The organism is Rhodococcus sp. LB1 (assembly GCF_001583455.1).
Lineage (GTDB): Bacteria > Actinomycetota > Actinomycetes > Mycobacteriales > Mycobacteriaceae > Rhodococcus_F > Rhodococcus_F opacus.
Map to the genome: position 1 here is coordinate 1 of NZ_LTCZ01000427.1, position 14,372 is coordinate 14,372.

The following is a 14,372-nucleotide window of genomic DNA, read 5'->3' on the forward strand; positions in this document are numbered from 1 at the left end:
AGGCGTCACCGACTAGCGAGAATCCGTCGAGCACCCCGATCCGGAACCCGCACCCACGGTTCCGGTGTCGGGGTGTTTGCCGTTGGGCGACTTCTTCGCTACGACGCGCGTTCGGCGATCTGTTCGGCGCTCGGGTTGCGGCGCAGGCGGCCCGTCCCCGGAACGGACGCCCACACCGCCAGCGCGAGCAGGCCGTCCACGACGAGGGCGAGGATCGTCACGAGCAGCGCACCGACGAGCACCCGGTCGTACTGGCGGAGCGCCAGTCCGTCGAAGATGTAGCGTCCCAGGCCGCCGAGGTTGACATACGCGGCGACCGTTGCGGTCGCGATGATCTGCAGGGTGGCGTTGCGTAGCCCGCCGAGCATGAGCGGCAGCGCATTCGGGGCCTCGACACGTGTGAGGACCTGCCACTCGGTCATTCCCATCGCGCGGGCGGCGTCCACGACCGTCCGGTCGACGTTCGCGACACCCGCGTAGGTGCCCGCGAGCACCGGCGGGATTCCGAGGATCACCAGGGCCAGGATCGGCGGGATCAGACCCAGCCCGAGCAGCAGCACCAGGAACGTCAGCAGACCCAGCGTCGGCAGCGAGCGGAGCGCGTTGACCAGACCGACCACGACAACGTCACCTTTGCGCAGATGTCCGATGATCAGACCGATCGGCACTGCGACCACCGCGGACAGTGCGACCGCCAGGAAGCTGTACCAGAGGTGTTCGAGGATGCGGGCGCCGATTCCGGTGCTGCCCGACCAGTTGCCCGGGTCGACGATGTACTCCCATGCGCCGCCGAAGATGTTCACGAAGCCTCCCCTGCGGCCGGGGCCGCCGACTGTCCCGCGACCAGCGGCGTGCGCCGGACCTTCTGCTGCCGGGTCCACGGTGTCAGTGCCCGGCCCACCAGGAACAGCAGCAGGTCGAACGCGAGGGCCAGAACGACGATCGCGATGATCCCGGCGAGGATCTGGTCCGGGTAGTCACGCTGGTAGCCCTGGGTGAACAGGGTGCCGAGCCCGCCGATCCCGATCAGCGAACCCACCGACACCAGCGAGATGTTGGTCACGGCCACCACTCGCACATTCGCGACGAGAACGGGTAGCGCGAGGGGCAATTCGACGGTCAGGGCCCGGCGGAGCCGGGTGAAACCCATCGCGGTGGCCGAGTCGACGACGTCGGCGGGAACGGAGTCGAGGGCCTCGGGCACGGCGCGGATGAGCAGGGCGGTGGAGTAGATCGTCAGCGCGATCACCACATTGAGCGGATCCAGGATCTGCAGTCCGACGACGGAGGGGATTGTCACGAACAATGCCAGCGACGGGATCGTGAACGCGATGCCCGCGACGATCAGCGTGATCTTCCGCAGCCAGGACGCACCCCGGATCGCGGTCCCGACCGGGACCGCGATGAGCAACCCGATCAGGAGCGGAACCAGCGCGAGGTAGAGATGGGTCTTCGTCAGGTCGACGACGACCGAGAAGTTGTCGATGAGCCACCGCATGGGATCACGGCCCGTCCGGGGTTGCCGGTTGGGCAGTGAAGAAGTGCTCACCCCTCGCGCGATCCTCGGCTGCCCGCTGCTCGGCCAGCTTCGCGATCACCTCGGAGCCGAGGATGCCGCCGGTGACCGCGCCGCCGGCGTCGACGGCCACTCCGATGCCCGACGGAGAGGAGATCGCCGCGTCCAGGGCCTGCCGCAGGTCGGAGCCGGGGGAGAAGAGGGAACCACCCGCCGCAGTGCATTCGGAGACGGGCCGTCCGGCCCGCGCCCCCTCGACGCCGGTGACGTCGATCCACCCCCGCGGTACGCCCGCATCCGTGACGACCAGGACCCATTCACCCTGTTCGAGCCGGAGTGCGGGCAACTCCTTCTCGGTCGCCGTCCGGATGGTGTGCAGCGGAACCTGATCTGCCGTCCGGAACGACAGCCCGCGGTACCCGCGGTCGCGTCCCACGAACGAGGCGACGAAATCGGTGGCCGGCGCGGACAGCACCGTGTCGGGCGCGTCGTACTGCTGCAACCGGCCGCCCGGTCCGAAGACCGCCACCCGGTCACCGAGTTTGACGGCCTCGTCGATGTCGTGGGTGACGAACACGATCGTCTTGCGCATCTCGGCCTGCAGGCGCTGCATCTCGGCCTGCAGATCTTCGCGGACAACGGGATCGACGGCGCTGAACGGCTCGTCCATCAGCAGGATCGGCGGGTCGGCGGCCAGCGCCCGCGCGACCCCGACGCGTTGTTGCTGCCCGCCGGACAACTGGCCGGGATAGCGGGACGCCAGCGCCGGGTCGAGTCCGACGCGTTCGAGAACCGCCAACGCGGCCTTGCGGGCGTTGCGTCGTGAGTCGCCGCGCAGCACCGGCACGGTCGCGACGTTGTCGACCACCGTGCGGTGCGGCAGCAGTCCTGCGCTCTGGATGACGTAGCCGATGCCGAGCCGAAGCTTCACCGCGTCGGTCTGGGCGATGTCGCGGCCGTTGACCGTGATCGTTCCCGCGGTCGGGGTGATCATCCGGTTGATCATCCGCATCGACGTGGTCTTGCCGCAGCCGGACGGCCCGACGAAGACCGTGAACGATTCGGCGTCGATCTCCAGGTCGAGGTTGTCGACCGCCGTCGTGCCGTCCGGGTACTGCTTCGTGACTCCCGAGAATGTGATCACGGCAGGCTCCTCACGAGACCGGCTTGTCGAGCCCCTGGTCCGTCACCCACTGCTTCGCGGCCGCAGCCGGCTCGGTTTTCGCGTCACCCGAGACGGAATCGTTGAGCGCGACAAGCTCTTCGGTGGTCAGCTTCGCCGACAGCGCGTCGAGCGCCCGGGTCAGTTTGTCGGAGGACTTGGTGGCGCGCACCACCGGCACGACGTTCTGCGCCGCGAAGTTGTTCTGCGGATCCGCGAGCACGACGAAACCGTTCTGCGCGATCGCCGGGGACGTCGTGAAGATGTCGGCGGCCGTGATCTGTCCCGACGCGAGGGCGTCCACCGTGGCCGGACCGCCGCCGTCGGCGATCGGGACGAAGTTGTCGGCCGTGATGTCCAGGCCGTACTTGGCCTTCAGGCCGGGCAGGCCACCAGGACGTTCCTGGAATTCGGCGGGTGCACCGAACTTCACCTCGTTCGAGTGCGCCGCGAGATCCGCGATGGAGGTGAGGTTCCAGCGCTGCGCCGTCTCCTTCGTGACGACGACGGCGTCCTTGTCCTCGGCCGGGGCCGGCGTGGTGATCGTCAGCTCCGAACCCAGCGCGGCCGGCAGCGCGGCGTCCACATCGGCGGCGCTCGTGGCCGTCGAATCCGGGTCGAGATACTGCAGCAGGTTGCCCGTGTAATCGGGGATGACGTCGATCGACCCGTCCTTCAGCGCAGGAATGTAGGCCTCACGGCTGCCGATGTTGAATTTCGTCGTCACGTCGAACCCGTTGGCGCGGAGGACCTCGGTGTAGATGTTCGCGACCGTCTCCGATTCGGGGAAGTTCGCGGATCCCACGATGATCGTGTTCGGGTCGTCACCCGATCCCTCGCCGCCGGCGGACAGGGGGTCGGATCCGCCACCGCACGCCGCGAGCGACACGACGGCCACCGTCGCGAGAGCGATACTGCCAACGGAGCGGCGGGTGAAACCCGACAGAATTCGTGAGGTGCGCATGAGCGTCCTTCCCGTTGTCACCGGCGCCGGACCTGCCGACGGAAACCGGTGGACGCGTGTCCGCGCCATCGGTTGGCCAGTGTAACGATAGGGGCGGACAGAGCACGGTTTTCGACCAGCTCGAGGTAAACGAAAGGCGCGACGTGGCACACACACGCACAGACGGACCGGCCGGGCGCCCGGCGGCATGGTTCCGGGCCCTGATCGCCGGGTCCGCGCTGCTACTGGTCGCGGGGGTGGCGTCGGGATGCGCAGGCGGTGACACGACCCTCGACGGTTCCGCGGGACAGGGGCCGGGCGAGATCGTGGTGGGTGCGGGTGACGGCGCGGAGAGCCGGATATTGGCCGAAATCTATGCGGGTGCCCTGCGTTCGACCGGGGCGCCGGTCGTCACCGACGGGGGACTCGGCGACCGGACCGCGTACCTCGGACAGCTCGATGCCGGAAACGTCACGCTGGTGCCGGAGTTCACGGGCCGGTTGCTGCGCTACTACGACCCCGAATCGGCGGAGACGGAACCGGACGATGTGTTCGAGGCGTTGAGCAAGGCTCTGCCGCAGGGGCTTTCGATCTCCGACTTCGCGGCCGCCGAGGACAGGTCGGCGCTGGCCGTGACCTCGCAGACGTCGGGGCAGCTGGATCTCACCACCCTGGACGAACTCGTTCCCTCGTGCAGCCGGAGCGCAGCCGTGCTCGCCCCGGCGTTCGAGGCCGACGCGCTTCCCGACCTCGCCGGCTGCACGTTCGCGCAGACCCGGACAGTCGCCGACGACGCCGCCGCCGTCGGCGAACTCGCCGCCCCGGCATCGGCGGACGGAGCCGTGCGGGTGGCCGGGGTGACCACCGCGTCACCGGACGTCTCGGACGCCGATCTGGTGCTGCTGGCCGACGACGATCACGTGTTCACCGCACAGAACGTGGTGCCGCTGTTCCGGATCGGAACTCTCACCGAAGCCCAGCTGAAGGCGTTGAACGTCGTGGCGGGTGAGCTGACGAGCGCGGACCTGGCCGACATGATCGGCCAGGTCCGCGGTGGTGCCGATTCAGCCGACGTGGCGCGGGTGTGGCTCGACGCTCATCTGTGAACCCAGGAACACCCCGAGTTCCGCGACCGCATCTGCGGCCTCGCGGACCAGGGACGCCTGCAGGTGGGCGACGTGCCACAGGCGGGCGTACTCGGTGAGCGTGACGTCCACGTCCGACTCGTTCAGCTTGTCGACGAATTCCATGATCTGCGGGTAGAGCACCTCGTCCACCCCGACGTGGATCAGCGTCGGCGGCAGTCCCGCCAGATTTCCGTGCAGCGGTGCATAACCCGGATCGTGTGCGTCTCCGTTGCCCAGGTACTTCTCGGCGGCGTCGAACGACCACGCCGTGTTGACCACGAGATCCCGATCCCGGGACGTGTCACGCCTGCCGGGATCGACCCACGGGGCGATCAGCGCCAACGCGGCCGGAGTGACACCGTGCCGGTCGATCAGGCGCCGCGCGGTGGCGACCGTCAGGCCACCGCCCGCCGAATCGCCCGCGATGGCGAGTTGCTCTGTCTCGTAACCATGTTCGGTGTTCAGCTCCATGTACGCCGCCACCGCGTCCTCGAGCCCGGCCGGGAACGGATGTTCCGGAGCCAGCCGGTAGTCGAGGGTGTAGACGACACTGCCGGATTCCCTGGCGATGTGAGCGGCCAGCGAACGGTGCGTGGCGAGCGAACCGATCGTGTACGCCCCACCGTGCAGGTAGAGCACGGCGGTCCGGCGTTCGGTGGCTCCCACCGTGATTCGCTCCGCCGGCCGCCCGGCCAGCGAGGTCGGGCGGACGACGGCACCTGCAGGGACCTGCTGCAGCGGAGCGCCGAGGTCGAGGATCGCCCTCTGGACGGTGTACGGAAGCCGGGCGTCGAGGCTGAGGCGGTAGAAGGGCCGGAGGGCCGCCGCGACGACCGGCAGCGGCAGGTGGAAGCTCATCGGTACCTCAGTTCGACTTGGGGAGGACTCGTCCGGCGACGAGGGCAACCACACGCTGGTAACTCGGTCCGACGAGCCGCACCCAGGCGTCGAGGAACTTGGCGTCGGCGCCGATCAGGACGCGCGGCTTGCCCTTGCGGACACCGTTCACGATGGTCTCCGCGGCCGCCTCCGGAGTGGTGCGAGCGAGTTTCTGGTCGAAGAACTTCGCAAACGTGTCGAGGTCCTCGCCCGGTCCCGCGGTGGCGTTGCGGGCGATGGCCGTCTTGATGCCACCCGGGTGCACACACGTCACCTTGACGGGGTGCTTGGCGATCAGCATCTCCTGGCGCAGCGACTCGGTGAAACCGCGCACCGCGAACTTCGCCGAGTTGTACGCGCTCTGACCCGGCATGGACAGCAGCCCGAAGAGGCTCGAGACGTTCACCACGTGGCCGTCGCCCGACGCGATGAGATGCGGCAGGAAAGCCTTGGTGCCGTTGACGACTCCCCAGAAATCCACGTCCATGATCTTCTCGATGTCCTTGAACTCGGACTTCTCGAACTCACCGTGGTAGGCGATGCCGGCGTTGTTGTACACCTGGTTGATCTTGCCGAAGTGCGCCCGCACGTCGTCGGCGTACGCGAGCACCGCCTCGCGCTGGGTGACGTCCAGGTGATCGGCCTTGACCTCGGCGCCCAGTGCCTCGGCCTGGCGTGCCGTCTCGGCGAGCCCGACCGTGTCCATGTCCGAGATCGCCAGTCTGGCACCCCGGCCTGCCAGGTTGAGGGCGAGCGCCCTGCCGATACCGGAACCGGCTCCGGTGATCACGACTACCTTGCCTGCGAACTCGCTCACTGTGCTGTCACCTTGTCGTCGTCGAGGTCGATCTGTGCCGGGATGGCGGCGGGGCCGGGGGTCTTGCCGTTCACGTGCACGGGTGCGGGCAGATCGGCGGTGGCCACGCTGTCGTACGCGGTGAGGTCGAAGCGCTTCGTCTCGTTCCGGAACTGGAACGTGAAGCCCGGCCACAGCGTGGTGTTGTTGCCGTGCTTGTCGAGGTACCAGCTCGCGCACCCACCGTTGTTCCAGACACTGTGCGACAGCTTCTCCTGGAGTTCGGCGTTGTACCGGTCCTGGGCGTCCTGACGGACCTCGATCTTGCCGATGCCGTACTTGTCGAGCGTCTGAAGGGCGTCGACGAGGTAGTTGAGCTGCGACTCGATCATGAAGACCATCGAGGTGTGGCCCAGGCCCGTGTTCGGACCCACCAGGAAGAACATGTTGGGGAAGTTCGCGATCGCCGCGCCCTTGTAGCCCTGCTGTCCGCCCTCGTCGAAGACGTCGGCGAGCGAGCGCCCGTCCTTGCCGAAGATGCCCTCGAACGTGGGGGAGTCGGTGACGTGGAAGCCGGTGGCGACGACGATGGCATCGACTTCGCGGACGGTGCCGTCCTTCGAGACCACCGAGTTGGCCCTGACCTCGGCGATGCCGTCGGTCACCAGATCGACGTTGTCCTGCGCGAGGGTGGGGTAGTAGTTGTTCGAGATCAGCATGCGCTTGCAGCCGATCTGGAAGTTCGGCGTGACCTTCTTGCGCAGATCCTTGTCCTTGATCTGGCGGCGCAGGTGGCGCTCGGCCGCCAACTGCAGCGGCTTCATGAAGACCGGGGCCTTCGCGAGTCCGACGACCTGGCTCTCGCGCATCCAGTAGATGCCGGTGCGGCACAGCTTCTGGAAGCCGGGGAGGTACTTGAACGCGGTGTGCTCGAGCTTCGTGTACTCGCGGTCCGCCCGGGGCAGGATCCACGGCGCCGTGCGCTGGTACACGTCGAGGTGCGACACCTTCTTGCCGATGGCGGGCACGATCTGGATGGCCGAGGCGCCGGTGCCGATGACGGCGACGCGCTTCCCCGTCAGGTCGGCGTCGTGGTTCCAGCGGGCGGAGTGGAAGATCTCGCCCTGGAAGCCTGCGATGCCCTTGATGTCGGGGAGGGACGGCTCGCACAGCGCGCCGACCGCGGACACGAGGACCTTCGCGACGAAGTTCCCCTTCGTGGTGGTGACCTCCCAGCGGGTGGTCGACTCGTTCCAGTGGGCGGACTGCACGTCACAGCCGAACAGGTGCTTGTCGCGCACCTTGTACTTGTCGGCCACCGACTGGATGTACTTCTGGATCTCCGGCTGCGTCGAGAACGACCGTGTCCACTCCGGGTTCAGCGCGAACGAGTAGGAGTACAGATGTGAGGGAACGTCGCACGCCGCACCCGGGTACGTGTTGTCTCGCCAGGTACCACCGACATCGGTGCCGCGTTCGAGCACGAGGAAGTCGGTCTTGCCTGCCTGGGTCAGCTTGATCGCCGCGCCGAGGCCGGCGAACCCGCTGCCGATGATCAGCGTGTCGATGTGCCGGACACCTGCGGTGGTGGCGGAAGTATCTGTGACGGGGAGACTCATGTAAGAAACAATAGGGCGCTATTGAGGGGCAGTCAATAGCCTATTGACCTTCATTCAGTAGTCTTGTCTCATGGACGTCGTGAAGCGGACCCGTCTCAGCCCCGAACAGCGGCGCGCGCAACTGATCGATCTCGGCGCGAAGATGCTGGCACAGCGCCCGTTGGAGCAGATCTCCGTCGAGGACATCGCCGATCAGGCGGGTGTCTCCCGCGGCCTCCTGTTCCACTACTTCGCGTCCAAGCACGACTTCCACCTCGAGATCGTCCGGCACACCAGCAGCGAGATGCTCGCCCGCACCGCCCCCGACCCGTACGTCGGGGAAGCGCGGGATCCGATGCAAATCCTGCGCTCGGTGCTCGCGTCGTACGTCGACTACGTCAGCGAGAACCGTGGCACGTACGTGTCGCTCCTGCGGGGAACGGCGAGTGGCGACCCGGACATGCGCGCCGTCTTCGAGGAGACCCGCGCCGTGATGTCCGAACGGACCCTCGAACAACTGCCTGCGATCGGGATCGAGCCCACCCGGGCGGTCGAACTCGCCGTCCGGGGCTGGATCGCCTACGTCGAGGAAGTCACGATCACCTGGCTGCGCGACCCGCACCTGACCCGCGACGAACTGATCGAACTCAACGTTCAGGCGCTTCCCGCGCTCGCCGTCGCCGCCGCACCCGAGATCGCCGCCGCGCTGGTGTCGGCCACCACGACCCGACACCCCTAGTACTCGGGGCACACCCGTAGTACCCGCGGGTGACACCGGTTTCGTTCCCCGGCGTGACGTGGTCACGCATGAGACGTTCCTAGCGTTCTCGTCATGACCACCCTCGATCTCCGCTCCCGCGTCGTCGCCTCCCGCCAGGTGCCGCTGGCGGTGATGGTCGCCGCGATGTCCGCTCTCGCGCTGGTGTGCGCCGTCGGCCTCCTCGTCGACGACCGGACCGTGCTCGGGGTGTCCGTGTGGCTCGAGCCGCTGAAGTTCGCGGTCTCCTTCGCGCTCTACGGGGCCACCCTGGCGTGGTTGCTGACCCTCCCGCACCGAGGCAGCAGATGGACGCGTGCCATGGCAACGGTGTTCGCCGTGACCGGCATCCTCGACGTCGGATTCATCGCTGTGCAGGCTGCGCGCGGAACGTTCAGCCACTTCAACACGTCCGACGACGCCGTCAACACGATCGGCCAGTACGTGTTCATGACCGGTGTCCCCGGACTGTTCGTCGCGAACCTCGTGATCGCCCTGATCCTGCTGTTCCAGCGCGTGGGGGACCGTCCCCTCACCCGAGCCATCCATGCAGGCCTGTTCCTGGCGGTGGCCGGGATGGCACTCGGCTACCTCATGGGATTCCAGGGTCGCCAGACGACGACCGACGCGAACGGCCGCGTCGTCGAACTCGCCGCGCGGCACAGCGTCGGCGTCACCGACGCGAAACCGGGACTGCCGGTCACCAACTGGAGCACGTCCGGCGGCGACCTCCGCATCCCGCACTTCGTCGGACTGCACGGCCTGCAGGTGATGCTGATCGGCGCCCTCGTCCTGAGCGTCCTCGCGTCGCGGATACCCTGGCTCCGCAGCGAGGGAACCCGAGCCTCCCTGATGGCCGTGCTGGCGCTCGCCTACACCGGGCTGCTCGCCGTGCTCACCTGGCAGGCGTTCCGCGGCCAGCCGCTGATCCACCCCGACGCGCTCACCCTCGCCGCCCTCGGTGGACTCCTCGCCGCCACCGCCCTCGCCGTCCGGGCCGTGAGGTCGCGGGCGGAGGCCGGGCAGCAGGCGGGGCCGGCCTAGAGATGCCGCAGGAAGCGGTCGGGTCCGTCGAGGAACGACCGCCAGTTGCGGACGAGGTCGAGCTGATTCCACTCGGGGTAGTCGATGCCCTCGTCGGTGAGTTCCCAGATCTCGGCGCCGGGCGCGGCGGCGAGGAGGGGAGAATGCGTCGCCATGATCACCTGCGAGCCCTCCTCGGCGAGATCCGCGATCACGCCCAGCAGCGCCAGACAGGACTGGAACGACAGCGCGGCCTCCGGCTCGTCCAGAATCCACAGGCCGACGCCGATCGGACGGTCGGCGACGTACCGCAGGAACGACTGACCGTGCGAGAGCTGGTTGAACGACGGATCGTCCGCACGGGGACGTGACTCGTCGGCCGCACCGAACAGCGAATGCATCGACTCGGCACGCAGGAAACACCCGCCGTACGGCTGCGGCCGGGCGCCGACACACGTGAGGTGAGTGCCGAGGTCCGCGTCCTCGGGGCTGGATCCCGCCGACCACAACCGGTCCTGCGCCCCGCGGAATCCGCCCTGCCAGGCCGCGGCGATCGACTCGACCAGCGTCGACTTCCCGACACCGTTCTCACCCACGATCACCGTGACCGGCCGCTCGAATGCCAGCCCGTTGTCGCACAGTTCCGCCACGGAGGGCAGGTCCAGATACCACGAAGCCGGGTCGAATCCGCTCCGTGGAGTGAACTCGACCCGGCTCAATGGCAGATCAGTCAAACGCTCAGCTGAACGCTTCAGCCGAAGGCTTCATCGATGATCTCCTGCTGTTCCACAGCGTGCACCTTGCTCGAACCCGAGGACGGTGCCGACATCGAACGACGCGAGATGCGCTTGATTCCGGACAGCTTGTCGGGCAGCAACTCGGGCAGAGCGAGACCGAAGAACGGCCACGCACCCTGGTTCGCCGGCTCCTCCTGAACCCACCGGAACTCGGTGGCGTTCGGGTAGCGGTCCAGCGTCTCGCGGAGACGACGGCTCGGAACCGGGTACAGCTGCTCGATACGGACGATCGCGATGTCCTCGCGGTTGTCCTTCTGCTTCTTCGCCAGCAGCTCCCAGTACAGCTTGCCGCTGACGAGGAGGACACGACGAACCTTGTCGCGTTCGGCGTCGCCCGTCTCGTACGTGGGCTCCTCGAACACCGAGCGGAACTTGCCGGTGGTGAAGTCCTCGACGTCGGAGACCGCGGCCTTGTTCCGCAGCATCGACTTCGGTGTGAAGACGACCAGCGGGCGGCGGATTCCGTCGAGCGAGTGACGACGCAGCAGGTGGAAGTAGCTGGCCGGGGTGGACGGCACGGCCACGGTCATCGAACCCTCGGCGCACAACTGCAGGAAGCGCTCGATCCGACCGGACGTGTGGTCGGGACCCTGACCCTCGTGGCCGTGCGGCAGCAGCAGCACGACGTCGGACAGCTGGCCCCACTTGGCCTCACCGGACGAGATGAACTCGTCGATGATCGACTGCGCGCCGTTGACGAAGTCACCGAACTGCGCCTCCCACAGCACGAGCGCGTCCGGGTTGCCCACGGAGTAGCCGTACTCGAAGCCGACGGCGGCGAACTCGCTGAGTGCGGAGTCGTAGACCAGGAACTTGCCGGGGTTCTCGCTGCCCAGGTTCTGCAGCGGGGTGTACTCGGCGCCCGTCTTGCGGTCGATGAGGACCGAATGACGCTGCGTGAACGTGCCGCGCTTGGAATCCTGGCCGGACAGGCGAACCATCTTGCCCTGGTCGACCAGCGAACCGAATGCGAGCAGCTCGGCGAACGCCCAGTCGATCTTGCCCTCGCGGGACATTTCGCGGCGCTTCTCGATGACCGGCTTGACGCGCGGGTGCACGGTGAAGCCCTCGGGCACGTTGACGAACGCGTCGCCGATTCGCTCGAGCACCGACTCGTCGACGGACGTCTTCAGCTTCGTGGGCAGCACCTGGTCGAGCTCGACCGACTCACTGGGCTCCGGCGTGTACTTCTCGAGTTCGCGAACCTCGTTGAACACCCGTTCCAGCTGGCCCTGGTAGTCGCGGAGTGCGTCTTCGGCTTCCTTCAGCGAGATGTCGCCGCGGCCGATCAGGGATTCGGTGTAGCTCTTACGCACGCTGCGCTTGGTGTCGATCACGTCGTACATCGCCGGCTGCGTCATCGACGGGTCGTCGCCCTCGTTGTGACCGCGACGGCGGTAGCAGATCATGTCGATGACGACGTCCTTCTGGAACTTCTCCCGGAAGTCGACAGCGAGCTGGGCGACCCAGACGCAGGCCTCGGGGTCGTCGCCGTTCACGTGGAAGATCGGCGCGCCGATCATCTTCGCGACGTCGGTGCAGTACTCGGACGAACGCGAGTACTCCGGGGCGGTGGTGAAACCGACCTGGTTGTTGACCACGATGTGCACGGTGCCGCCGGTGCGGTACCCGCGCAGCAGTGCCAGGTTCAACGTCTCGGCCACGACACCCTGACCGGCGAACGCGGCGTCGCCGTGCAACATGAGCGGCAGGACGGTGAAGCCGTCCTCACCCTTGTCGAGGATGTCCTGCTTCGCGCGGACCAGGCCCTCGAGGACCGGGTCGACCGCCTCGAGGTGCGACGGGTTGGCCGTCAGCGACACGGTGATGTCGTTGTCGCCGAACATCTGGATGTAGGTGCCCTCGGCGCCGAGGTGGTACTTCACGTCGCCGGAGCCGTGCGCGGCCGCCGGGTTCATGTTGCCCTCGAACTCCGTGAAGATCTTCGAGTACGGCTTGCCGACGATGTTCGCGAGAACGTTGAGGCGACCGCGGTGCGGCATTCCGATGACGACCTCGTCGAGCTGGTGCTCGGCGGCCTGGTCGATGACGGCGTCCATCATCGGGATGACGGACTCGGCGCCCTCCAGGGAGAAGCGCTTCTGGCCGACGTACTTGGTCTGCAGGAACGTCTCGAACGCCTCGGCAGCGTTGAGCTTGCTCAGGATGTACTTCTGCTGAGCGACCGTGGGCTTGACGTGGTGCGCCTCGACCCGGTCCTGCAGCCACTGCTGCTGCTCCGGCTCCAGGATGTGCGTGTACTCGACGCCGACGTGGCGGCAGTACGCGTCGCGCAGCACGCTGAGCACGTCGCGCAGCTTCATCTTCTCCTGGCCGTGGAAGCCGCCGACCTTGAACTCGCGGTCGAGGTCCCACAGGGTCAGGTCGTGCGTGCGGACGTCGAGGTCCGGGTGGCTGCGGAACTTGTCCTTGACGAACTGCAGCGGATCCGTGTCGGCCATCAGGTGACCGCGGTTGCGGTACGCGGCGATCAGCTCGAGAACACGGGTGTTCTTGTCGACGGCGCCTTCGGGCACGTCCTTGCGCCAGCGGACCGGCTCGTACGGGATGTGCAGCGCGTGGAAGATCTCGTCGTAGAACTCGTCGCTGATCAGCAGGTTGTGGATGGTCCGGAGGAAGTCGCCGGACTCGGCACCCTGGATGATGCGGTGGTCGTACGTCGAGGTGAGCGTCATGAGCTTGCCGACGCCGATCTCGGCGAGGCGCTCGTCGCTCGCGCCCTGGAACTCGGCGGGGTACTCCATCGCGCCGGCACCGATGATGGCGCCCTGGCCGTTCATCAGTCGCGGCACGGAGTGCACGGTGCCGATGCCACCGGGGTTGGTGAGCGAGATCGTGACACCCGAGAAGTCTTCGGCGGTGAGCTTGCCGTCACGCGCGCGCCGGACGATGTCCTCGTAGGCGCTGTAGAACTGCGTGAAATTGTGGGTGTCGGTGTTCTTGATCGCGGCGACGACGAGGGACCGGCTGCCGTCCTTGCCCGGCAGGTCGATGGCCAGACCGAGGTTGGTGTGTGCGGGGGTGACCGCGTTGGGCTTGCCGTCGATCTCGGCGAAGTGCCGGTTCATGTTCGGGAACGCCTTGACCGCCTGCACGATCGCGTAACCCAGCAGGTGCGTGAACGAGATCTTGCCGCCGCGGGTACGGGCGAGGTGGTTGTTGATGACGATCCGGTTGTCGAACATCAGCTTCGCAGGGATGGCGCGAACGCTGGTGGCGGTCGGAATGGCCAGAGAGGCCGACATGTTCTTGGCGACGGCAGCAGCTGCGCCGCGGAGAACCTTCGACTCTTCTACTGCAGGAGCGGGAGCGGACGCCTTCGCGTCCTTCGCCGCGGTCTCCTTCGCGGGTGCGGCCTTCTTGGGGGCCTCGGTCTTCGGGGCAGCAGCCTTCGGAGCTGCACCGTTGGGTGCAGTCTTCGGTGCGGCACCGTTGGCCGTCTTGGTCTGAGGCTTGGGTGCGGTCTCGGACTCGGGAACCGGGGGAGTCGACGCCTTGGCGGAGGGAGCGGCAGCAGGTGCGGCGGTGGTGGTGCCGTTCGTGCCGTGTCCGTTGGCTGCGCCTGCCTTGGCGGCGGCGTCGGGAGAGTAATCCGTCAGGAATTCGTGCCAACTCGCGTCCACGGACGACGGATCGTCCTGGAAACGCTGGTACATTTCGTCAACCAACCACTGGTTCTGTCCGAACTGGGATGTAGAGCTGCTGCTCACGGCAGGTGTTCGCCTCGTTTCTATTTCGGTACCCGATCAGAGC

At 67.2% G+C, this 14,372-nt stretch carries 12 protein-coding genes; 3 read left to right on the plus strand and 9 right to left on the minus strand.

Annotated features, from left to right (window positions below):
* Positions 1-98: 98 nt before the first annotated feature.
* Genes AZG88_RS44370 through AZG88_RS44385 form a run of 4 tightly spaced genes read right to left on the minus strand, consistent with a single transcriptional unit; the run spans position 99 to position 3,642 of the window.
* Positions 99-803, minus strand: coding sequence for an ABC transporter permease (locus tag AZG88_RS44370; protein ID WP_005253728.1), 705 nt, complete (start codon positions 801-803; stop codon positions 99-101).
* Entirely contained in the window at positions 800-1,498 is a 699-nt protein-coding gene (locus tag AZG88_RS44375) for an ABC transporter permease (protein WP_005239327.1), read from the minus strand. Before AZG88_RS44375 ends, AZG88_RS44370 begins: the two co-directional genes overlap by 4 nt.
* Before the next feature lie 4 nt (positions 1,499-1,502).
* The gene (locus AZG88_RS44380) at positions 1,503-2,660 is read right to left on the minus strand and encodes an ABC transporter ATP-binding protein (protein WP_061701277.1); all 1,158 of its coding nucleotides are present in this window, start codon (positions 2,658-2,660) and stop codon (positions 1,503-1,505) included.
* Between the two features lie 10 nt (positions 2,661-2,670).
* Positions 2,671-3,642: an ABC transporter substrate-binding protein gene (locus AZG88_RS44385; protein ID WP_025432198.1), complete on the minus strand. Its 972-nt coding sequence runs from the start codon at positions 3,640-3,642 to the stop codon at positions 2,671-2,673.
* A gap of 143 nt (positions 3,643-3,785) precedes the next feature.
* Between AZG88_RS44385 and AZG88_RS44390 the strand changes: the two genes are divergently transcribed.
* A complete protein-coding gene (locus AZG88_RS44390) occupies positions 3,786-4,727 on the plus strand; it encodes an ABC transporter substrate-binding protein (protein WP_061701278.1) in 942 nt (313 codons plus the stop codon).
* Here AZG88_RS44390 and AZG88_RS44395 read toward each other — a convergent pair.
* Genes AZG88_RS44395 through AZG88_RS44405 form a run of 3 tightly spaced genes read right to left on the minus strand, consistent with a single transcriptional unit; the run spans position 4,686 to position 8,042 of the window.
* Positions 4,686-5,606, minus strand: coding sequence for an alpha/beta hydrolase (locus AZG88_RS44395; RefSeq protein ID WP_061041033.1), 921 nt, complete (start codon positions 5,604-5,606; stop codon positions 4,686-4,688). The two genes, AZG88_RS44390 and AZG88_RS44395, sit on opposite strands and share 42 nt — an antisense overlap.
* Positions 5,607-5,613: 7 nt before the next feature.
* The gene (locus tag AZG88_RS44400) at positions 5,614-6,444 is read right to left on the minus strand and encodes an SDR family NAD(P)-dependent oxidoreductase (RefSeq protein ID WP_005239336.1); all 831 of its coding nucleotides are present in this window, start codon (positions 6,442-6,444) and stop codon (positions 5,614-5,616) included.
* Positions 6,441-8,042: a flavin-containing monooxygenase gene (locus AZG88_RS44405; protein ID WP_005239338.1), complete on the minus strand. Its 1,602-nt coding sequence runs from the start codon at positions 8,040-8,042 to the stop codon at positions 6,441-6,443. The genes AZG88_RS44400 and AZG88_RS44405 overlap by 4 nt, the downstream gene beginning before the upstream one ends.
* A gap of 70 nt (positions 8,043-8,112) precedes the next feature.
* On the opposite strand from AZG88_RS44405, the gene AZG88_RS44410 reads away from it, so the two are divergent.
* Both AZG88_RS44410 and AZG88_RS44415 read left to right on the plus strand, forming a co-directional pair.
* Complete coding sequence (locus tag AZG88_RS44410; protein ID WP_005239342.1) at positions 8,113-8,760, plus strand: TetR/AcrR family transcriptional regulator; 648 nt, start codon at positions 8,113-8,115, stop codon at positions 8,758-8,760.
* 93 nt (positions 8,761-8,853) lie between these two features.
* Positions 8,854-9,822, plus strand: coding sequence for a hypothetical protein (locus AZG88_RS44415; RefSeq protein ID WP_231914417.1), 969 nt, complete (start codon positions 8,854-8,856; stop codon positions 9,820-9,822).
* Here AZG88_RS44415 and AZG88_RS44420 read toward each other — a convergent pair.
* Together AZG88_RS44420 and AZG88_RS44425 are read right to left on the minus strand one after the other, a co-directional pair.
* A complete protein-coding gene (locus tag AZG88_RS44420) occupies positions 9,819-10,535 on the minus strand; it encodes an AAA family ATPase (protein WP_005239346.1) in 717 nt (238 codons plus the stop codon). The two genes, AZG88_RS44415 and AZG88_RS44420, sit on opposite strands and share 4 nt — an antisense overlap.
* Before the next feature lie 17 nt (positions 10,536-10,552).
* Positions 10,553-14,329, minus strand: a complete 3,777-nt coding sequence (locus AZG88_RS44425; protein WP_037179071.1) for a multifunctional oxoglutarate decarboxylase/oxoglutarate dehydrogenase thiamine pyrophosphate-binding subunit/dihydrolipoyllysine-residue succinyltransferase subunit — start codon at positions 14,327-14,329, stop codon at positions 10,553-10,555.
* Positions 14,330-14,372: the final 43 nt, after the last annotated feature.